Here is an 18,955-nt window from a genome sequence, read left to right as displayed (position 1 = left end):
AGGAGGGATCGGGCGCACATGGGAGGATCGGCGTGAGCAGAATGCGCTAAAGTCGATCTTATTTAATAAAAGCCTCCTAAGCTGCTCAGAACCGCTGTCAGTAGAAGCGAGGAGCGTGGCGATGCCTGTATCCAGGGACATCACCGTTCTCATCGTGGACGACGACCCGGTGGTGACCGCCGCGCTCCAGGCGCAGGTGAATCGGGTCCTCGGGTTCAGGGTGGTGGGGATCGCGCACAGCGGGCACGCGGCACTGGCGGCCGCGAGCAGGTTCGCTCCCCGCCTGGTCCTGCTCGACCTGCATCTGCCGGATCTGCCCGGGCTGGAGGTGGCGCACCGGCTGCGCCGGCCCAACCAGCCACCGACCGACATCATCGTGATCTCCGGACGCAAGGAGTCGGCGACGGTACGCGCGGCCATCCAGCGTGGCGCCCTCTACTACCTGGTCAAGCCGACCAGGGCGGGCACGCTGGAACAGACGCTGCTGCGGTACGCGGCCACGACGGAGCAGCTGGAGTCCGGCGGCCGGTTCACCGAGCAGCAGGAGATCGACCGGATCTTCCGCCTGCTCCACATCGACCACGTCGACCGGCCGAAGAGCATCTCCGCGGCCACCGAGCAGGCCGTGCTCGACGCGCTGGCCGAGGTCGAGGAGGACGTGTCGGCGAACGAGCTGGCCACCTCGATCGGCGTCAGCCGCGCCACCGCCCGCCGTTACCTGGAGCATCTGGCCGACCGCGGCCTCGTGGAGGCCCGGCCGAGGTACGGCCCCACCGGCCGTCCGCAGCACCGGTACCGGTCGCGGTGAGCAGGTTCAGGGCCCTGCTCGCGGTGCTGCTGTGCCTGCTCCCCGCGGGCTGCGCGAGCTCTGAGGCGGCGGCGTTCCCCGAGGGCTCCACTATGGCGCGCATCAGGGACCGCGGCGTGCTGGTCGTGGGCATCAAGTTCGACCAGCCGATGTTCGGCTACAAGGACCCGGCGACCGGGCGGATCACGGGCTTCGACGCGGAGATGGCCCGGCTCGTGGCCAAGGACCTGACCGGCAGCGAACGCAACATCCGCTTCATCGAGACCGTCTCGCGCGAGCGCGAGAACTTCATCTCCCAGCAGGTCGTGGACCTCGTCATCGCCACGTACTCGATCACCCGGGCCCGTTCCCAGCTGGTGAGCTTCACCGACCCCTACTACAACGCCGGGCAGGACCTGCTGGTCAGGGCCGCCGACACGCGCATCAACGGCGTGTCGGACCTGCCCGGCAAGACGGTGTGCACGGCCAAGGGCTCGACCTCCGCCGATCGGCTGCACAACGAGGTGTCCGGCGAGATCCTGGCGGTTGTGGACGGCTACAGCGAGTGCGTGCCGGCGCTGCTGACCGGCCGCGTCGATGCGATCAGCACCGACGACACCATCTTGCTCGGCCTGCAGGCCCAGCATCCGAGCGCGAGCGCGATGCGCCTGGTCGGCAAGCCGTTCGGCAAGGAGCCGTACGGGATGGGCATCCGCAAGCACGACACGGCCTTCCGCGACTACCTCAACGGGCTGATCGCCCGCTGGCTGGCCGACGGCCAGTGGGACCGGGCCTACCGGGACACCATCGGCGTCTCCGGGGCGACGTCCGACGAGTCCAAACCTGCTCACCGCTGACCAGAATCGCTAACTTCTGAGCAGAACGATCACAAGCCTTTCCGCGGAACATGCGGCTCCTACGGTTACGCCAACGCTGACCGAGAACAAGGAGCGTGCGTCATGACCCAGGCGGACCTGATCGTCCTGGACCAGGTCAACAAGCGCTACGGCGAGCACCGCGTGCTCAGGGACGTGAACCTGACCGTCCGGCGGGGCGAGGTCGTCGTCGTCATCGGCCCCTCCGGGGCGGGCAAGTCGACCCTGTGCCGCGCGATCAACCGGCTGGAGACCATCGACTCCGGCACGATCACCGTGGACGGGACGCCGCTGCCGGCCGAGGGCAAGGCGCTGGCCCGGCTGCGGGCCGAAGTGGGCATGGTCTTCCAGTCGTTCAACCTCTTCGCACACAAGACCGTGCTGGACAACATCGTCCTGGGGCAGGTCCACGTGTTGAAGAGGCCCAAGGACGCGGCCGTGCGCAAGGCCCGCGAACTGCTCGACCGGGTCGGCATCGGCGGCCAGGCGGCCAAGTTCCCCGCCCAGCTGTCCGGCGGGCAGCAGCAGCGGGTGGCGATCGCCCGCGCGCTGGCCATGGAGCCGAAGGTGATCCTGTTCGACGAGCCGACCTCGGCGCTCGACCCCGAGATGGTCAACGAGGTGCTCGACGTGATGACCTCGCTCGCCCGCGACGGCATGACCATGGTCGTCGTCACCCACGAGATGGGCTTCGCCCGGCGGGCCGCCGACCGGGTCGTGTTCATGGCCGACGGCGAGATCGTCGAGCAGGACACCCCCGACGGCTTCTTCGGCGCGCCGAGCAGCGAGCGTGCCCAGTCCTTCCTCGCCAAGATCCTCACTCACTGACGTCATCGAAGGAGCCCCCAATGTTTGGAAGATCCCTTTATGCCGTTTTCGCCGTCATGGTTCTGGCCACCGCGTGCGGCGGCGGGTCGGAGTCGTACGCCTCCGTCGTGGACAAGGCCAAGAACGACAAGAAGCTGGTCATCGGGGTGAAGGCGGACCAGCCGGGTCTGGGGTTGCGCACACCGGACGGCACGTTCGCCGGGTTCGACATCGAGGTCGCCAAGTACGTGGCCCAGGAGCTGGGCGTCGATCCGGCGAACATCACCTTCAAGGAGACCGTGTCGGCCAACCGGGAGGCGTTCATCGAGCAGGGCCAGGTGGACCTGGTCGTGGCGACGTACTCGATCACCGACGCCCGCAAGCAGAAGGTGTCCTTCGCCGGGCCGTACTTCGTGGCCGGGCAGGACCTCCTCGTCCGCGCCGACGACGCGGCGCTGAACGGTCCGGATGCGCTCAACGGCAAGAAGTTGTGCTCGGTCGCCGGCTCGACCCCGGCGCAGAAGGTCAAGACGGAGTATGCCAAGGAGGTGCAGCTGCAGGAGGAGCGGACGTACTCGGCGTGCGTGGACCGGGTGCTCGGCGGTCAGCTCGACGCCCTCACCACCGACAACGTGATCCTGGCCGGCTACGCCGCGCAGCACGCGGGCAAGCTGAAGGTGGTCGGCAAGCCGTTCAGCACCGAGAAGTACGGCATCGGGCTGAAGAAGGACGACACCGCCGGCCGCAAGGCGGTCAACGACGCGCTGCAGAAGATGTTCTCCGACGGCAGCTGGACGAAGGCGCTGCAGGCCAGCGTGGGCGCCTCCGGCTTCGCCGTGCCGCAGGCCCCGCAGCTGGAGCGGTACTGATCCATGGAAGCGTTGCTGTTCGAACGTGACACCATCCTGGTCGCGTTCTGGATGACGGTACGGCTGACGGCGGTCAGCGCGCTCGGTTCCCTGGTGCTGGGGACGGTGCTGGCCGCCATGCGGGTGGCCCCGCTGGCCTCCCTTCGCGGGGCCGCGAGCGCCTATGTGTCGGTGGCCCGCAACACGCCGCTCACGCTGGTGCTGCTGTTCACCGGCCTGGGCATCGGCGCCAACCTGGGCGTGGAGCTGTCGGACGACATCGCGACCAACAACTTCTGGCTCGCGGTCATCGGGCTGACCGCCTACACCTCGGCGTTCGTCTGCGAGGCGCTGCGCTCCGGCCTCAACACGGTACCCGTCGGGCAGGCCGAGGCGGCCCGGTCGCTGGGGCTCGGCTTCGTCAAGACGCTGCGGCTGATCACGTTGCCGCAGGCATTCCGCGCGGTCGTGGCGCCGCTCGGCAGCATCCTCATCGCGCTGACCAAGAACACCACGATCGCGCTGGTGGTCGGCGTGAGCGAGGCGTCCGTGCGGATGCGCGAGATGATCGAGACGTACGGGGACCAGGTGATCCAGATCTTCCTCGGCTTCGCGGCCGGGTTCGTGCTGCTGTGCCTGCCGATCGGGCTGCTGTTCGGCTGGCTGTCGAAGCGGATGGCGGTGGCCCGATGAGCTACGCCAACCTGTACGAGGCGCGGGGGCCGCGCGGCATCCGCCGCAACCGGGTGCTGGCGGCGGTGGTCGCGCTGGTGCTGCTGGCGATCGCGTACGTCGTGTACGTGCGCTTCGACGAGAAGGAGCAGTGGGCGGCCGAGAAGTGGCTGCCGTTGCTGCGGGGCGACGTGTGGGCCACGTTCATCCTGCCCGGCCTGGCGGGGACGCTGGGCGCGGCCGTGGCGGGGGTGCTGCTGGCTGGGCTGTTCGGGCTGGTGTTCGCGGCCGCCCGCATGTCCGACCATCGGTGGATCCGGGTGCCGGCGGCCATGGTGGTGGAGTTCTTCCGCGCCGTCCCACTCCTGCTGCTGATCTTCTTTGCCTTCTTCGGCTCGTTCGTCCTCATCGGCGTCAACATCTCGGCCTTCGCCGCCGTCGTCTTCGGGCTCACCCTCTACAACGGGTCGGTGATCGCCGAGATCATCCGGGCCGGGGTGCAGAGCCTCCCGAAGGGGCAGCGCGAGGCGGCGTATGCGGTCGGCATGCGCAAGGGGCAGGTCATGCGCCTCGTGCTGCTGCCGCAGGCGCTGCGGGTGATGACGCCCGCCCTGGTCAGCCAGTTCATCGTGCTGCTGAAGGACTCGGCGCTCGGGCTCATCGTCGGCTACGACGAGCTGGTCGACCGGGGGCTGAACGGGATCGCGGCCAACTTCTCCAACGTCATCCCTGCGGCGATCCTCATCGCGGCCATCTTCATCCTGATCAACCTGTCCCTGGACCGGCTGGCCCACCGGCTGGGCGCGGCGTGACCGACGATCTCCGGTTCGCGGTGCGTGGCCTGTGCGGCGGGCGGAAAGCACGAGGTCATGGCCCAGAACGTGCTCGACGGCCCGCTGCTGAACAAGGGCACCGCGTTCACGTGGCAGCCCGAGTACCGGCCGGCCTGAGGCGCGGGACAATGATCCCATGGCGCTCACCCCCGGCCCGCTCGCCGGCTCCCCTGGCCCCTTTTCCGGTCGTAACCTCGCCGACCTCGCTCAAGACCTCCGCCGCGGACGCGCCACGTCGGCCGAACTGGTCGAGCAGGCCCTCGACGCGATCGCCACGCTCGGCCAGGCGCTCAACGCCTTCGTCACGGTGGACGCGGCCGACGCGCGGGCGGCCGCACGGCGAGCGGACGAGGAGCTGGCGGCGGGCACGGATCGAGGGCCGTTGCACGGCATTCCGGTCGCGGTGAAGGACCTCATCATGATCGCCGGGCTGCGGGTGACGATGGGGTCGCGGCATTTCGCCGGCCACGTCCCCGAGGCCGACGCCGAGTGCGTGGCGCGGCTGCGCCGGTCGGGCGCCGTCATCGTGGGCACGACCACCACGCATGAGTTCGCGTACGGCCCGACAGGCGACCGCTCCGCGTCCGGGCCCGCACACAACCCGTGGGATCCGGACCGTATGACGGGCGGCTCCAGCGCCGGCAGCGCGGCGGCCGTCGCGGCAGGCCTGGTGCCGCTCGCGCTCGGCACCGACACGGGTGGCTCCGTCCGGATCCCGGCGGCGCTGTGCGGAGTGGCGGGCTTCAAGCCGGCGTACGGCGCGATCCCCGCGGACGGCGTGTTCCCGTTGTCACGGACCCTCGACCACGTCGGCGTCCTGGCGGGCGACCCTGAGGACTGCCTGCTCGCCTACACCTGCCTGACCCAGCCGACCGGCCGAGGGGACGAGGGCCCCGCACACACCGCCCTGCCCATCGGCCGAGAAGACGGCCGCCCGGCACATACCACCCCGCCCACCGGTGGGCAGAGCAGCCGGCCAGCAGACAATGCCTGGCCCGGCGGGCTGCAGGACACCCGCCCAACGGACCCTGCCCGAGCGGACCATCCGGAGGTCGGGGGTCCCGTCCGGGTGGCATGGCTCGATCCCGCCGGGCTGTTCGACGGGGATCCGCGCGTGGTGCGGGCGGTGCGGGCGGCGGCCGGACCTATGGAGGAGGTCGGCCTGCCGCCGGGCCTGGCGGACGCCCTGCGGGACACGTACACCGTCATCCAGAGTTGTGAGACGGCGGCCGTGCACGCCGACCGGCTGGCCGACGCGCCCGAGCTGTTCGACCCTGAGGTGCGCGAACGCCTGGGCCCCGCTATGGAGGTGCCGGGTTGGCGGTACGTCCGCGCCATGGACGCGCGGGCCGGGCTCGCCGAGGCCGCTGGAGCGCTCTTCGACGGCCACGACGTGCTGGCCCTGCCGACCGTGCCGATCATCGCCCCACCGCTCGGGGCGCGCGAGAGCGAGATCGACGGCAAGCCGGCCGCCGTCCGCGCCGCCTTGCTCGCGCTGACCAGCCCGTGGAACGTCCTGGGCCTGCCCGCGTTGACCGTCCCGGCCGGGACGGTGGACGGCCTGCCGGTCGGCCTCCAGCTCGTCGGCCGCCCCGGCCAGGAGCCCCTGATCTTCGAAGCCGCCCGCACACTCGGGCACGCCGGCGCGCAGAGCTGAAGCCGCCCGGCCAGTGCCGAAGTTGCCGGATCAGTGGGTTGCGGCCGCCTCCGCGTGGACGAGGTGCATACCCTCGGGCAACCCCGTGACCGAGGCCGTGCCGTCGTGGCCGATGCTCACCTCGACGTCGTGCCCGGCCACCCGTAGCCCGCCGACGGTCAGCGCGCCCAGGACGGCGCCGGACAGCGGGCGCAGCAGCGCCCGTCCCTCGGGCACGTCGGGGTGCAGGCCCAGCGCCGCGTGCGCGATGGTGAGCGCGGCGGCGGCCGACCAGGCCTGGGGGCGGCAGGCGGCGGGATAGGCCACGGGGCGCCCCACCCGCTCGCGGGCGTCGCCCGCGTACAGTTCCGGAAGCCGGTAGCCGAAGGACTCGGCGGCGTCGAGCAGCCCTTCGGCGAGCGCGGCCGCCTCCGCGTCGAAGCCTTCGCGGGCCAGGCCGGCGAGCACGATGGCCGTGTCGTGCGGCCAGATCGACCCGCAGTGGTAGGACAGGGGGCTGAACCCGCGGTCCCCGGACGACATCGTGCGCAGGCCGAAGCCCTCCGCCATACTGGGCGCCGTCAGCAGCGCGGCGACCTCGGCCGATTCCTTCCGCGACAGCAGCCCGGTGCCAAGGAGGTGGCCGACGTTGCTGGTGAGGGCGTCCACCGGCCGCTTGTCGCGGTCCAGCGCCAGCGCGGGGAAACGGCCGTGGGCGCCGTCCACCCAGAAGGCGGCGCGGAACCGCTCGGCCAGGGCTTCGGCGTACTCGCGCCACCGGGCGGCGCCGGGCATGCCGAAGGCATCCAGGAGGGCGGCCCCGTCCAGGGCGGCCCGGTGGGCGTAGCCCTGCACCTCGGCCAGCGCGATCGGCGGCTCGGCCTGGCCACCGTCATGGAAGCGCACCGCGTCGCCGGAGTCCTTCCAGCCCTGGTTGGCCAGGCCGCGGCCGCTTGCGTCGACGTACTCGATGAATCCGTCACGGTCGGGGTCGGCGTGGTCGGCGAGCCAGCCCAGGGCGGCCTGCAGGCCGGGCAGCAGCGCCTCGACCTCCGCCTGCGGCATGCCCCAGCGCCAGGCGTCATGCAGGAGGCTGATCCACAGCGGGGTCGCGTCGATGGTGCCGTAGTAGGCGGCGGGTAAGCGGCGGTCCTCCTCCCCGAGGGGGAACGCGTTCCGCCGCAACTCGTGCATGATCTTCCCGGGCGCCTCGCCGGTGTGCGGGTCGAGGCGCTCGCCCTGGCGGCGGGCCAGGACGCGCAGGGTGCTCGCGGCCAGCCCGGTGCCCAGGGGGAGCAACATCCGGGCGGCCCAGATGCTGTCCCTGCCGAACAACGTCAGGAACCACGGCACGCCCGCGCCGATGAAGGTGTCGCCGGGCGCGCCCGGCTCGGCCAGGCGTAACGAGCGCAGGTCCGCCAGGGCCTGGTCGAGGAGCCGGGCGATACGGCGATCATCGGCGGTGACGCGCGGCACGCTCCACTCGGGCGGCCCGGTGGCGGGCACGACGACGGCGGCGGGGTCGTGCACGGCCAGGCCCCAGCTCAGCGTGGTACGGCCACCCGGGGGCAGCGTGACCTCCCACGTCAGGTGCGCGTGCGCACCCGCCTGGGCCCGCGCGCCGCGGCCGGTGACGGTGACGTGCGTCGTCTCCGACCTCCACGACAGCCTCCCCTCGCCGGCCAGGGTGGCGACAGAGGGCGATGGGGTGGCGGCAGGCGGGCCGGCGACCGAGGGCGAGCCGGTGACGGCGGGCGGGTGCGAGGTGGCGGGTGAAGCGCTGGCGCGGCCTGACTTGACGTCTTCGATCGCGGCGAAGTCGCAGGCCAGCTCGACGGTCACCGTAGCCGTCACCGGCCCGGACGCGGTGGAGGTGATCTCTATGTGCTCGTCCATCCCGTACGGCCCGAGCTCGCGAACCCGGTCCAGCCGCACCGTGGGATCGGCCGTGCGGTCGCCGAGCCACCTGGCCAGCGCCACGAACCGGGTCCGCCCCGCCCCGGCCGGTGCGTGCCCGACAGCCTCCGGCTCCCGTCCGTCGACCAGGAGCCGGGCCAGCGACAACACCCGGCGGTCGGCACGGAAGAGCCCTTGCACGCCGGCCGGGCGGATCTGGCCGTCGGGGCCGCTGAGGGCGCTCGCGGGCGCCATGACCGTACTGACCAGGTCGTGCAGCAGCGGCTGAAGCACGAAGACTCCCTCTCTTGACAGAAGCGTGCCGGGGGTGGTGCTGTTCATCCCGAAGTTCCTGGTGCTGAACCACCTCGGCCTGTACGACAGCTACACCGCGCTCATCCTGCCCGTGATCGCGGACGCCACCGGGGTGTTCATCATGAAACAGTTCTTCGAGTCGATCCCGCCGACCGTGGAGGAGGCGGCCCGGGTCGACGGCGCCGGAGTGTTCCGCACGTTCTGGTCCGTGGTGCTGCCGATGGCCCGGCCCGCCCTGATCACGCTCACCATCATCTCCTTCCAGGGCAGCTGGAACGAGTTCCCGCACACGCTGGTCGCGGTGCAGAGCCCGGAGTTGTTCACGCTGCCGCGCGGGCTGGCCGACCTGGTGAGCGGGTCGCTGGGCAAGGGCACCCAGTACCCGCTCAAGCTGGGCGCGGCCTTGCTGGCCACGATCCCGGTGGCGGTCGTCTTCGTGGTGTTCCAGCGTTACTTCGTCCGCGGCGCCAACGAAGGCGCCGACAAGGGCTGAGCGCCGATCAGCCGGAGAACAGCTGGGTGAGCTTCATGAACAACCCGTACACGCCGTACGCGAAGGGCAGCCCCACCCAGGCCCACGCCAACGCCATCAGCCCGGTCCGCGTCCTCATACCGCCTGTCCCTTCTCCATCACTCGTGCTTCGGGCCGCTCGTGGTACCTGTCGTGCACCGGCCGGATCAGCTCGTTGGCGACGAATCCCACCGCGAGCAGCCCGATCATGATGAACAGCGAGGTCGTGTACAGGTCGGGCCCGGACCGCCCGGCCTCCTTCTGCGCGTCGGCGATCGCGTTGACGATCAGCGGGCCGAGCACGCCCGCGGTGGACCAGGCGGTGAGCAGCCGCCCATGGATGGCGCCGACCTGGTAGGTGCCGAACAGATCCTTCAGGTACGCGGGGACGGTCGCGAAGCCGCCGCCGTAGAAGGACAGGATGCCCAGCGCGCACATGATGAACAGGGGCTTCGACGACGCGCCGGCCAGCGCGATCACGAGGTACAGCAGCGCGCCGACGCCCAGGTAGACGCGGTACATGTTCTTGCGCCCGATCAGGTCGGAGGTCGACGACCAGACGAACCGCCCGGTCATGTTCGCCAGCGACAGCAGCGCGACGAACCCGGCCGCCGCTCCCGCCGCGACCGCGGTCGGCGTGCCCGCGAAGAAGTCGATGATCATCGGCGCGGCCTTCTCCAGGATGCCGATGCCGGCGGTGACGTTGCAGCACAGCACCACCCACAGACAGTAGAACTGCGGCGTGCGGATGGCGTTGCGGGCCGAGACGTCGGCCGTGGTGATCAGTGGCCGTCTGGCGACCGCGGGCGGCGTCCACCCTTTGGGTGTCCAGCCCTCCGGCGGGACCCGTACCAGCAGCACGCCCATTGACATGAAGACCGCGTAGACCAGGCCGTGCACGAGGAACGTCGTGGCGATCCCGCTCGTGGTCGGCCCGAACGCGTCCAGCATCTGCGCCGACCACGGCGAGGCGATGAGCGCTCCCCCGCCGAATCCCATGATCGCTATGCCGGTGGCCATGCCCGGCCGGTCAGGGAACCACTTGATCAGCGTCGAGACCGGAGAGATGTAGCCGATGCCGAGCCCGATCCCGCCCACGACGCCGTAGCCGAGCACGACGAGCCAGTATTGGCTGATGGCCACGCCCAGCGCCGACAGCAGGAAGCCGGAGGAGAAGCAGGCCGTCGACACGAACATCGCCCACCTGGGCCCGTTGCGCTCCACCAGCGTGCCGCCGAACGCCGCCGACAGGCCGAGCATGACGATGCCCAGTTGGAACGGCAGCGCGCTCTGCGTGCCGGACAGCTGGAGCGACGACTCCAGCGGGGGTTTGAACACGCTCCACGCGTACGCCTGCCCGATGGCCAGGTGCACCGAGAGCGCCGCCGGCGGCACGAGCCACCGGCTCCAGGTCGGGTCCGCAACGGTACGAGAGCGACTGAGGAAACCTGTCACGCCTCACGGGTAACACATACGGTATGCCGTATTTTGAATCCCGACGCTCTTTACGGTGAGCGGTCAGATCTTGTCGGCGAACGGTTCAACGCGGGTAGGCGCCGCCGTCCAGGCTGAGCACCTGGCTGGTGAGGTAGCCGTTGCGCAGCACGGCCATGGCCAGGTCGGCCACCTCCTCGGGCCGCCCGAACCGCCCCACGGGCAGGTCGCCCGGCCTGGCCGTGGCCGGCAACATCGCGGTGTCCTCGATCAGCGCGGGCGCCAGGGCGTTCACCGTCACGCCGCGGGCGGCCACCCGCGCGGCCAGGAAGTGCACCAGCCCGTGCAACCCGGCCTTGGACGCCGCGTAGTGCGGGCCGACGATGCCGCCGGTGAAGCTCGCCACCGATGACATGAACAGCACCCGGCCGAACCCGCGCTGGGCCATCCCCGGCAGCGCCCCCTGCGCGAGCAGGAACGGCGCCCGCAGGTTGACCGCCATCGTGCGGTCCCACGTCACGGCGTCCACCTCGGTGTACCCCTGCTGGACCGCGTACCCGGCGTTGGCGATCAGCAGGTCCACCGGGCCCAGCGCCTCGGCGGCGGCCGCGAGTATCAGGGCCGGCGCCTGCGGGTCGGCCAGATCCCCCGGCAGCGCCACCGCGTCCACGCCGGCCGCCCGCGCCTCGGCCACCAGCCGCTCGGCGGGGGCGGCGCGGGAGCCGTACGTGAAGGCCGTCCTGACCCCGGCGGCGACGAGCTCCCGCCCCAGCGCCTGCCCGATGCCGCCCGACGCGCCGGTCAGCAAGGCCACCCGGCCATTGAGTTCGATCATGTCGTCAAGTCTTTCCCTGTGTGCTCATCCGTAACTCGCGGTCCACCTGGACGGTCTACGGTGCCGCCCATGACGATGCGCAGGTTACTCGCGAGCGTGCTGGCCAGTGTCCTGGCCGGCGGTACGGTCGCCGTTGTGCTGATCCAGACACCACCCGCCACGGCGGAGCGCCGCGGCCAGGCGCCCATCGTGATCGGGCACCGGGGCGCCAGCGCGCACCGGCCCGAGCACACCCTCCTGGCGTACGAAGCGGCCATCGCGATGGGCGCCGACTACATCGAGCCCGATCTCGTCTCCACCAAGGACCACGTGCTGGTGGCCCGGCACGAGAACGAGATCTCTGGCACGACGGACGTGGCCGCGCGGCCAGAGTTCGCCGGCCGGCGCACCACCAAGACCATTGACGGCCGGCCGATCACCGGCTGGTTCACCGAGGACTTCACGCTGGCCGAGCTGAAGACGCTGCGCGCCAAGGAGCGCGTGCCCGACCTGCGGCCGGACAATACTGCCTTCGACGGGCTCGCGGAGATCCCGACGTTCGAGGAGGTCGTGCAGCTCGCGCTCAAGCACGGCGTCGGCGTCTACCCCGAGACCAAGCACCCGACGTACTTCGACTCCATCGGCCTGTCGCTGGAGGAGCCGCTGCTGGAGGTGCTGAACCGGCACCGGGTGCGCAAGGCGTACATCCAGTCCTTCGAGACCGCGAACCTGCGTGACCTGAGCGGCAAGACGCGGCTGCCGCTGATCCAGCTGATCACGGCCACCGGCGCCCCGTACGACTGGGTGGCCGCCGGCGACCCCCGCACCTACGACGACATGGTCAAGCCGGAAGGGCTGCGCGAAGTGGCCGGCTACGCCGACGGCATCGGCGTGGACACGCGGCGCGTGGTGCCGGTGGACGCCGCGGGCAAGACCCTGCCGCCCACGACGATCGTCGCCGACGCCCACCGTAAGGGGCTCGACGTGCACGTCTGGACCATCCGTAACGAGAACTCCCAGCTCCCGGCCGACTTCCGGCTGGGCAACCCGGCCAGCCCCGTGTACGCGCGGGCGACCGGCGACGTGATGGGCTGGCTGTCCAAGCTCCTGGAGCTGGGCATCGACGGCGCCTTCTGTGACGACCCGGCCATGGGCCGGGCCGTGGTGGCCAAGCGTTCCCTCTAGCTCAGGTGCGGCGCCAGCGGGACTCGCCGAAGCAGTAGGCGGCGAACAGCAGCAGTCCCCGCGCCACCACCACGAGCAACCAGGGCCCGGCGGGCGTGTCGGCGAAGCGCCTCAGCGCGGCGTCGATGCCGCCCGCCGCGCCTTCGCCTCGTATCGCGCCCGTTCCGCTGTGCTCCTTCATGGGTGGGCCGGGAACCACCGGGGTGTCACGGAAACGGTCTTCCGCGCCTCGCCCAGTCGCCGGTTACCGAAGGTCAGTAGAAAGCCTCGGTCCCCGTCAGGGATGACCCGGCGGAGCCGGGACAGACCGGAGCGCATGGCGCGGCCCCAAAGGGCCAGACTGGTCGGCGCTATCGTCGATGCACTGCTTGATGATCTCGGTGGGGTTCGCCACGGGAAACGGCGAACTAGATGGGTGACCCGATGGGGCCGTGCATGATGGCGTGGTTGACGCGGTGAACTCTTGCGCAGGGAGTGGGGAAGACTCCCTTGAAGGAGTTTGACGAGTGTGCCGGCGGCGACCTGGGCGGGTAGGGGCGCAGTCCTCCTCGCCGTTGGACTCGCGTAGCTCGGCGTGAAGCCCGCACACCTCAATCATGATGTCTCGCAGTGCAGCGTCACGTCGTCGAAGGCGTTGCTCCTGTACGCGGTGACATCTACCAGAGGACATGCATCGCGGGTAACCATCGTGCTTACCGTGTGGATATTCCGTCTGCTCGCTCGTGGACGGGATGATGTGTTCGAGTTGGTGGGGCAGGAGTGGCTGGTGGGGGAGGTGTTGCCTGCGTGTTGGCGGGTCGGAAGTATCGGCTGGAGTTCGATGCCGGACAGCGACTGTTCGCTGAGCGGCCGTCACGCCGGCGAGAACGGCGTGTCATGGATGGCACCGCCGCCGGTCAAGGCCGCCGACGGACCCAGCGATACGGGGTTCCTGGCGACAGGTGAGGCCAGACGGTACAAGCGGCTTCAACGCCGGCTCGCCCGGGCGAAGAAGAGCTCAAACCGGCGCCGGCGGGTTGTCCGGGCGATGGGGGATCTGCTGCGGCGGGCGCGGTGGCGGCGCGCGGACTTCAATGCCCAGGCCGCGCACCGGCTCACCCGCGACAACGCGATCGTCACGCTGGAGAAGCTGAACATCCGGGCGATGACCGCATCGGTCGCGCCGAAGCCCGACCCCGGCAAGCCGGGCGCCTACCTAGCCAATGGGCGCGCGGCGAAAGCCGGACTGAACAGATCGATCTTGGGTAAGGGCTGGTACGGGCTGGAGGTCGCGTTGCGGTCCAAGGCCCGCTACACCGGGACCGACATCCGGGTCGTTGATCCCGCGTACACGTCGCAAACCTGCTCGAACCCGGTCTGCGGGACGGTGGATGGCAAGTCCCGCGAGAGCCAAGCGGACTTTCGATGCACCTCCTGCGGGCATGTCGAGCACGCCGACGTGATCGCTGCGAAGAACATCAAAACCAGAGGACACGCGGCCGGGCTGGTCGTGTCAGGGCGTGGAGACCCCACCAGGTCGGTGAAGCGTCAAGCACCCCGTACCACAGCACGCGGTGCCTCAACCGCGCCGCGAGCTGCCGCTTGAGCGGCACGGGAATCCCCTGTCTTCGGGCCGGGGCGCATGTCAAAGTAATCGAGTGACCACCGACACCGACCAGCACGGACTGGCGATGAGCGGAGCGAATGCCGCCGCGACCCGGCACTACGACCGGGCGATCGACGAGTTGCTGCACTTCCGGGTCGAGGTCGACGCCGAGGCGCACGCGGCGCTGGCCGAGTCGCCGGACTTCCCGATGGGCAACGTCCTGGCGGCGTATCTGGGGCTGCTGACCACCGAGGTGGAGGACGCGCGCACGGCCCGGGTGCGGTTCGGGGCGTTCCGCCGCAGGATCGACGAGTCATCGCTGCTGCCGCGTGAGCGTGCGCATCTGGCGGCCGTGCAGGCGCTGCTCGACGGCGACTTCCTGACCTGCGGGACGCTGCTGGGCGAGATCGCGCTGGTGCATCCGCGCGACGCACTGGCGCTGGCCGCCGGGCACCAGATCGACTTCTTCACCGGCGACGCCCGCTCGCTCCGCGACCGGATCGGCGGGGCACTCAGCGCCTGGCGCGAGGACGACCCGCATTTCGGGCATCTGCTGGGCATGTACGCCTTCGGACTCGAGGAGGCCGGGCACTACGACCGGTCCGAGGAGGTCGGGCTGCGGGCGGTCGAGCTCAACGCGCGCGACGTGTGGGGCATCCACGCGGTGGTGCACACCTACGAGATGCAGGCCAGGTTCGGCGACGGGCTGCGCTACCTGGACGCGCGGCTGCCGGACTGGTCGAGCGGGACGTTCTTCAACATCCACACGTGGTGGCATTACTGCCTGTACGCCCTGGAGGCCGGCGACGTGCCGCGGGCGCTGGCGGTCTACGACTCGGTGCTGGCCGACGGGCAGTCGTGCATGGAGCTGCTCGACGCGGCCGCCCTGTTGTGGCGGCTCCATCTGGAGGGGTGGGAGCAGCACGAGCGCTGGCGGGCGCTGGCCGACGCGTGGCCGGTGCGGGTCGCCGAGCCGTTCTACGCGTTCAACGACATGCACGCCGTCATGTCGTACGTGGGCGCCGGGCGGGTGGGGGACGCGGAGAAGCTGATCGCCTCGCGGGAGGCGTACGTGCTGGCGCCGCTGCCTGGAGTGACCAACCAGGACATGACACTGCGGGTGGGGCTGCCGGTGTGCCGGGCGATCGTGGCATTCGGGCGGGGTGATTACGCGTCGGTGGTGGATCTGCTGTATCCGATCCGGCATCGGGTCAACGAGTTCGGCGGCAGCCACGCGCAGCGGGACGCCGTGCAGAAGACGTTGCTGGAGGCCGCGTTGCGGGCCGGGGCGCGGGACGTGGCGCGGGTGCTGGTGAGCGAGCGGATCAACGTGCGGCCGTGCAGCCCGTACAACTGGCTCAAGCAGGCGGCGCTGGCCGACGTCCTGGGCGACCGGGGTGCGGCGGCCGCCGCCCGGCTCCGTGCCGGGGAGCTCGTGCGCGCCACCTGAGGTGTGGATGTCGCCCGGGAGCATGTGGCAAGTCGCGTTCCGTGAGAAGATCGAGATCATGATCGGTTTGCTGCCAGGCTCAGGCCGTCGCGATCGCCATGCTCTCGCGACGGCCACCCCCCTGATCCTCGTGCCGCGTTCGCGGATGCCCGCCCGTACCGGCGTCCCGCCCTTCGACGCCACGCCAGATCGTGCGGCATGTTCGCGCGCCATGGCCGGGTTCACGCGCGCGGGCGCCGGCCCGGTCGCATGCTGACCATGCAGCGAGGAGACCGCACGGAACCGACCCCCACCACGGCGCTTCCTCCCGGCGTGACCAGCGCCGGCCAGCTCCCACCGCCTCTTGGTCAGCCCCCTGTTCCCGATGTGCCGGTGGCCGGGCAGGTGCCGCCCACGTCCGACGGGATGGAGGCGGGGCGGATCCCACCACCCACGTCCGATGTGACTGGGGCCGGGCGGGTTCCGCCGCCTCCGTCCGGTGTGACCAGCGTCGGGCAGCTGCCCGGTCTGCGACCTCGCCGGCGGCCGCGGGACGGGGGCGAGGCGGGCGGTGGCGACGTCGACCTGGTCGACGCGCTGGACCCGCTGGCCTGGCGCACGGTGGCCGCCTGGCTGCACGACAAACCCTCCGCGGCCACGCGGCAGGTCGGTTTGCAGGTGCTGGCGTCGTTCCTGAGCTGGCTGCGCGACACGGAGCCGGCGCTCGAACTCCTCGCCGTCACCGGAGCCCATCTGGACGCCTACTGCGAGGTTGCCCGCACCGGCGCGCTCACCCGCACGCCGTCCCGCAGGCCGCTGGCGAGCAGGACGGTGGCCAGAAAACGTTCCGTCCTGCTGTCCTTCTACACCTTCGCCTGGCAGTGCGGCGTGGTACGGCACAACCAGGTTCCCGGCCAGCAGGTGACCAGGAACCGCCGCGGCGCCGGCACGCGTACGCTCACCAGGGATGAGCGCCGGCAACTGCGCCAGGGCATCGCGCGCCTGGCCGCCGACGGCCGCACGGCCGAGGCCGCCGCGGTCGCGCTGCTGGAGCTCACCGGCGCCGCCGTGGACGCGCTGGCCGGCCTGACCCGGCAGGACGTTCACAGCGTGGCCGACAGCGCCGGCAGCCGGCCCGCCGTCATCACTGTGCATCATGGCCGGGACGACGTCGTCGCCTTCCCTGTCTCGCCGCTGGCCCGCCCGCTGCTGCGCGTGTTGTGCGCCAGCCGCCCCGCCGGCGAGCCGCTGATCAGGCGATCCGACGGCCGCCCTGTGGACCTCGACTGGCTCAGGGACGCACTCGCCGACGCCGCCCTGGCGGGTGGCGTCCCGGAGCAGCGGGCCCGCGACCTGCACCCGCACATGCTGCGCGCCGCCACCGTCACCGACCTCCTGGACGACGCCGGCACCATGCCGTCCCCGCGACCACACCCCTGACCCCCGCCGCCTCCGGGATTGTCGGGAGTGACCGGTAGTGTTTCGGCACATGGATCGGCAACTCACCCTGATGGTCGTGCACGCCCACCCCGACGACGAGTGTCTCAGCACCGGCGGCCTCCTGGCCCGCTACACCGAGGAGGGCATCCGCACGGTCCTGGTCACCTGCACCAACGGCGAGCAGGGCGACGACTGGGACGGCATCAAGCCAGGCGAGGCGGGCCACGACGACGCGGCGGTGGCCGTGCGCCGGCTCGCCGAGCTGCGCGAGTCGGTCGCCCACCTGGGCATCGACCACCTGGAGCTGCTCGGCTACCGCGACTCCGGCATGGAAGGCTGGACGGCCAACAGCCACCCCGACGCGTTCGCCAACGTGCCCGTCGAGGTGGCCGCGGGCAGGCTGGCCGCACTGATGGAGCACTACCGCCCGCAGGTGGTGGTGACCTACGACGAGACGGGCGGCGGCGGTTACGGCCACCCGGATCACGTCCAGGCCCACCGCATCACGGCCGCGGCGGTGGAGTCGACCGGCATCCCGGACAAGTTCTACTACACGGCCATCCCCCGGTCCGCCATCAAGCGCATGTTCGAGATGACGCGCGAGCACGGGATCGACCTCGGCTTCGAGCCTTCCGACGACTTCGGCACGCCGGACGAGCGCGTCACGAGCATCGTCGACGTCACGCCGTACGTCGAACGCAAGCTCAAGGCGATCAAAGCCCACGAGAGCCAGGGGGAGAACATCTTCCTGTTCCGCATGCCGCAGGAGGCCCAGGAGCAGGCGTTCTCGCACGAGGCGTTCGAGCGGGTGCTGTGCAAGGTGGACGCCCCGGATCACGAGGAGGATCTGTTCGCGGGCCTGCGGGACGGCTAGGCTGCACGGCATCCCGAACATTATTCTGGCCCGAAACCGATTCTGACCGAACATGATGCTGGGGGCCGCCATGGGAAGCGTCGTCAGCTACCAGCTCAAGGACTCCGTCGCCACGATCACGATGGACGACGGCAAGGTCAACGTGATCTCGCTCCAGATGGTCACCGAGCTTAACGCCGCCCTAGACCAGGCGGCCGCCGACTCGGCGGTCGTGCTGCTGGGCGGCCGGGACGGGGTGCTGTCGGCCGGGTTCGACCTGGGGACGCTCAGGGCCGGCGGCGGCGAGGCGGTCGAGCTGGTGCGCGGCGGGTTCGAGCTGGCGGCGCGACTGCTGTCGTTCCCGGCTCCCGTGGTCATGGCCTGCACCGGGCACGCGGTGGCGATGGGCGTGTTCCTCCTGCTGTCCGGGGACTACCGAGTGGGGGCGACCGGCCCGTATCGGCTGGCCGCCAACGAGGTGGCGATCGGGATCACGATGCCGTACGCGGCGATCGAGATCCTGCGGCAGCGGCTCACCCCCGCCGCCTTCACCCGGGCGGTGACGCTGGCGGAGGTCTTCTCCCCCGACGACGCCGTCGCGGCCGGGTTCCTGGATCGGGTGGTCGAGCCGGCTCGGGTGTGGGACGCCGCCCGTGCCAGCGCGGAGTCGCTGACCGCCCTGGATCTGGCCGCGCACACGGCGAGCAAGGCACGGGCCGGCGGCCACCTGCTGGAGGCCGTGCGTGCGGGGATCGCCGAGGACTTCGGAGCCGCCACGACGCCTCTATGACACCACGCCATGGTGCTACTAGTTGTAGTCAGGCATGCGGTCTTGGTGAGGGGCGGTATGGATCTCATCCCGGTCGTGAGCTACGAGCGGGCCAGCGTGGAAAGGCGAAGGACGAGCGCACTGAGGTGATCTCAGAGAAATAATTCGGGGCGATTGGGGATTTCTGGGACGCAGGCGGTGCCGTTTCGGGCCTTTCGGGAGGAGTCGTCGAAGGCCGGAGACAGGCGTGGAGCCTCCGGTAGATG

The 18,955-nt window shown here is 70.8% G+C and carries 19 protein-coding genes; 14 read left to right on the top strand and 5 right to left on the bottom strand.

Features of this window, described 5'->3' with window-relative positions:
* Window positions 1–121: 121 nt before the first annotated feature.
* The 7 genes from ACTWPT_RS55285 to ACTWPT_RS55255 all read left to right on the top strand — a co-directional run bounded on the left by ACTWPT_RS55285 (window position 122) and on the right by ACTWPT_RS55255 (window position 6,479).
* Window positions 122–808: a response regulator gene (locus ACTWPT_RS55285; RefSeq protein ID WP_443185597.1), complete on the top strand. Its 687-nt coding sequence runs from the start codon at window positions 122–124 to the stop codon at window positions 806–808.
* Complete coding sequence (locus ACTWPT_RS55280; RefSeq protein WP_443185596.1) at window positions 805–1,644, top strand: glutamate ABC transporter substrate-binding protein; 840 nt, start codon at window positions 805–807, stop codon at window positions 1,642–1,644. The genes ACTWPT_RS55285 and ACTWPT_RS55280 overlap by 4 nt, the downstream gene beginning before the upstream one ends.
* A gap of 102 nt (window positions 1,645–1,746) precedes the next feature.
* Window positions 1,747–2,490, top strand: a complete 744-nt coding sequence (locus tag ACTWPT_RS55275) for an amino acid ABC transporter ATP-binding protein (RefSeq protein ID WP_443185595.1) — start codon at window positions 1,747–1,749, stop codon at window positions 2,488–2,490.
* A gap of 20 nt (window positions 2,491–2,510) precedes the next feature.
* Window positions 2,511–3,338 carry a glutamate ABC transporter substrate-binding protein gene (locus ACTWPT_RS55270; protein ID WP_443185594.1) on the top strand — a complete coding sequence of 276 codons (828 nt, stop codon included), beginning with the start codon at window positions 2,511–2,513 and terminating at the stop codon, window positions 3,336–3,338.
* 3 nt (window positions 3,339–3,341) lie between these two features.
* Complete coding sequence (locus ACTWPT_RS55265; RefSeq protein WP_443185593.1) at window positions 3,342–4,010, top strand: amino acid ABC transporter permease; 669 nt, start codon at window positions 3,342–3,344, stop codon at window positions 4,008–4,010.
* A complete protein-coding gene (locus ACTWPT_RS55260) occupies window positions 4,007–4,801 on the top strand; it encodes an amino acid ABC transporter permease (protein ID WP_443185592.1) in 795 nt (264 codons plus the stop codon). The genes ACTWPT_RS55265 and ACTWPT_RS55260 overlap by 4 nt, the downstream gene beginning before the upstream one ends.
* Window positions 4,802–4,958: 157 nt before the next feature.
* Window positions 4,959–6,479: an amidase gene (locus ACTWPT_RS55255; protein ID WP_443185591.1), complete on the top strand. Its 1,521-nt coding sequence runs from the start codon at window positions 4,959–4,961 to the stop codon at window positions 6,477–6,479.
* A 30-nt stretch (window positions 6,480–6,509) separates the two neighbouring features.
* Here ACTWPT_RS55255 and ACTWPT_RS55250 read toward each other — a convergent pair whose 3' ends face one another.
* Entirely contained in the window at window positions 6,510–8,648 is a 2,139-nt protein-coding gene (locus tag ACTWPT_RS55250; protein ID WP_443185590.1) for an amylo-alpha-1,6-glucosidase, read from the bottom strand.
* A gap of 25 nt (window positions 8,649–8,673) precedes the next feature.
* Here ACTWPT_RS55250 and ACTWPT_RS55245 point away from each other — a divergent pair, with 25 nt between their 5' ends.
* The gene (locus ACTWPT_RS55245) at window positions 8,674–9,162 is read left to right on the top strand and encodes a carbohydrate ABC transporter permease (protein ID WP_443185589.1); all 489 of its coding nucleotides are present in this window, start codon (window positions 8,674–8,676) and stop codon (window positions 9,160–9,162) included.
* Between the two features lie 7 nt (window positions 9,163–9,169).
* Here the strand turns inward: ACTWPT_RS55245 and ACTWPT_RS55240 are convergent, their stop codons facing one another.
* The 3 genes from ACTWPT_RS55240 to ACTWPT_RS55230 all read right to left on the bottom strand — a co-directional run bounded on the left by ACTWPT_RS55240 (window position 9,170) and on the right by ACTWPT_RS55230 (window position 11,449).
* The gene (locus tag ACTWPT_RS55240; RefSeq protein WP_443185588.1) at window positions 9,170–9,280 is read right to left on the bottom strand and encodes an MFS transporter small subunit; all 111 of its coding nucleotides are present in this window, start codon (window positions 9,278–9,280) and stop codon (window positions 9,170–9,172) included.
* A complete protein-coding gene (locus ACTWPT_RS55235) occupies window positions 9,277–10,635 on the bottom strand; it encodes an L-lactate MFS transporter (protein WP_443185587.1) in 1,359 nt (452 codons plus the stop codon). Before ACTWPT_RS55235 ends, ACTWPT_RS55240 begins: the two co-directional genes overlap by 4 nt.
* An 85-nt stretch (window positions 10,636–10,720) precedes the next feature.
* Complete coding sequence (locus ACTWPT_RS55230) at window positions 10,721–11,449, bottom strand: SDR family NAD(P)-dependent oxidoreductase (RefSeq protein ID WP_443185586.1); 729 nt, start codon at window positions 11,447–11,449, stop codon at window positions 10,721–10,723.
* Window positions 11,450–11,518: 69 nt separating this feature from the next.
* On the opposite strand from ACTWPT_RS55230, the gene ACTWPT_RS55225 reads away from it, so the two are divergent.
* The gene (locus ACTWPT_RS55225; RefSeq protein ID WP_443185585.1) at window positions 11,519–12,613 is read left to right on the top strand and encodes a glycerophosphodiester phosphodiesterase; all 1,095 of its coding nucleotides are present in this window, start codon (window positions 11,519–11,521) and stop codon (window positions 12,611–12,613) included.
* A gap of 1 nt (window position 12,614) precedes the next feature.
* On the opposite strand, the gene ACTWPT_RS55220 is transcribed toward ACTWPT_RS55225, so the two are convergent.
* Window positions 12,615–12,794, bottom strand: coding sequence for a DUF1206 domain-containing protein (locus ACTWPT_RS55220; protein ID WP_443185584.1), 180 nt, complete (start codon window positions 12,792–12,794; stop codon window positions 12,615–12,617).
* Between the two features lie 393 nt (window positions 12,795–13,187).
* On the opposite strand from ACTWPT_RS55220, the gene ACTWPT_RS55215 reads away from it, so the two are divergent.
* The 5 genes from ACTWPT_RS55215 to ACTWPT_RS55195 all read left to right on the top strand — a co-directional run bounded on the left by ACTWPT_RS55215 (window position 13,188) and on the right by ACTWPT_RS55195 (window position 18,710).
* Window positions 13,188–14,198, top strand: a complete 1,011-nt coding sequence (locus tag ACTWPT_RS55215; protein ID WP_443185583.1) for an RNA-guided endonuclease InsQ/TnpB family protein — start codon at window positions 13,188–13,190, stop codon at window positions 14,196–14,198.
* A gap of 52 nt (window positions 14,199–14,250) precedes the next feature.
* A complete protein-coding gene (locus ACTWPT_RS55210; protein WP_443185582.1) occupies window positions 14,251–15,648 on the top strand; it encodes a tetratricopeptide repeat protein in 1,398 nt (465 codons plus the stop codon).
* Window positions 15,649–15,906: 258 nt separating this feature from the next.
* Complete coding sequence (locus tag ACTWPT_RS55205; protein ID WP_443185581.1) at window positions 15,907–17,067, top strand: hypothetical protein; 1,161 nt, start codon at window positions 15,907–15,909, stop codon at window positions 17,065–17,067.
* 49 nt (window positions 17,068–17,116) lie between these two features.
* Window positions 17,117–17,941 (top strand): PIG-L family deacetylase, encoded by an 825-nt coding sequence (locus ACTWPT_RS55200; RefSeq protein ID WP_443185580.1) that lies wholly within the window; start codon window positions 17,117–17,119, stop codon window positions 17,939–17,941.
* A gap of 52 nt (window positions 17,942–17,993) precedes the next feature.
* Window positions 17,994–18,710, top strand: coding sequence for a crotonase/enoyl-CoA hydratase family protein (locus ACTWPT_RS55195; protein WP_443185579.1), 717 nt, complete (start codon window positions 17,994–17,996; stop codon window positions 18,708–18,710).
* Window positions 18,711–18,955: the final 245 nt, after the last annotated feature.

Source organism: Nonomuraea sp. 3N208 (assembly GCF_052245935.1).
In the GTDB taxonomy this organism is placed as follows: Bacteria; Actinomycetota; Actinomycetes; order Streptosporangiales; family Streptosporangiaceae; genus Nonomuraea.
This window is presented reverse-complemented; position numbering and strand designations above follow the sequence as displayed.

Excerpts from the sequence above, each read along its gene's own strand:
- ACTWPT_RS55285 (WP_443185597.1), top strand. The coding sequence starts at position 122 with ATGCCTGTATCCAGGGACATCACCGTTCTCATCGTGGACGACGACCCG.
- ACTWPT_RS55225 (WP_443185585.1), top strand. The coding sequence starts at position 11,519 with ATGACGATGCGCAGGTTACTCGCGAGCGTGCTGGCCAGTGTCCTGGCC.
- ACTWPT_RS55200 (WP_443185580.1), top strand. The coding sequence starts at position 17,117 with ATGGATCGGCAACTCACCCTGATGGTCGTGCACGCCCACCCCGACGAC.
- ACTWPT_RS55265 (WP_443185593.1), top strand. The coding sequence starts at position 3,342 with ATGGAAGCGTTGCTGTTCGAACGTGACACCATCCTGGTCGCGTTCTGG.
- ACTWPT_RS55195 (WP_443185579.1), top strand. The coding sequence starts at position 17,994 with ATGATGCTGGGGGCCGCCATGGGAAGCGTCGTCAGCTACCAGCTCAAG.
- ACTWPT_RS55230 (WP_443185586.1), bottom strand. The coding sequence starts at position 11,449 with ATGATCGAACTCAATGGCCGGGTGGCCTTGCTGACCGGCGCGTCGGGC.
- ACTWPT_RS55240 (WP_443185588.1), bottom strand. The coding sequence starts at position 9,280 with ATGAGGACGCGGACCGGGCTGATGGCGTTGGCGTGGGCCTGGGTGGGG.
- ACTWPT_RS55260 (WP_443185592.1), top strand. The coding sequence starts at position 4,007 with ATGAGCTACGCCAACCTGTACGAGGCGCGGGGGCCGCGCGGCATCCGC.
- ACTWPT_RS55275 (WP_443185595.1), top strand. The coding sequence starts at position 1,747 with ATGACCCAGGCGGACCTGATCGTCCTGGACCAGGTCAACAAGCGCTAC.
- ACTWPT_RS55220 (WP_443185584.1), bottom strand. The coding sequence starts at position 12,794 with ATGAAGGAGCACAGCGGAACGGGCGCGATACGAGGCGAAGGCGCGGCG.
- ACTWPT_RS55255 (WP_443185591.1), top strand. The coding sequence starts at position 4,959 with ATGGCGCTCACCCCCGGCCCGCTCGCCGGCTCCCCTGGCCCCTTTTCC.
- ACTWPT_RS55270 (WP_443185594.1), top strand. The coding sequence starts at position 2,511 with ATGTTTGGAAGATCCCTTTATGCCGTTTTCGCCGTCATGGTTCTGGCC.
- ACTWPT_RS55205 (WP_443185581.1), top strand. The coding sequence starts at position 15,907 with ATGCAGCGAGGAGACCGCACGGAACCGACCCCCACCACGGCGCTTCCT.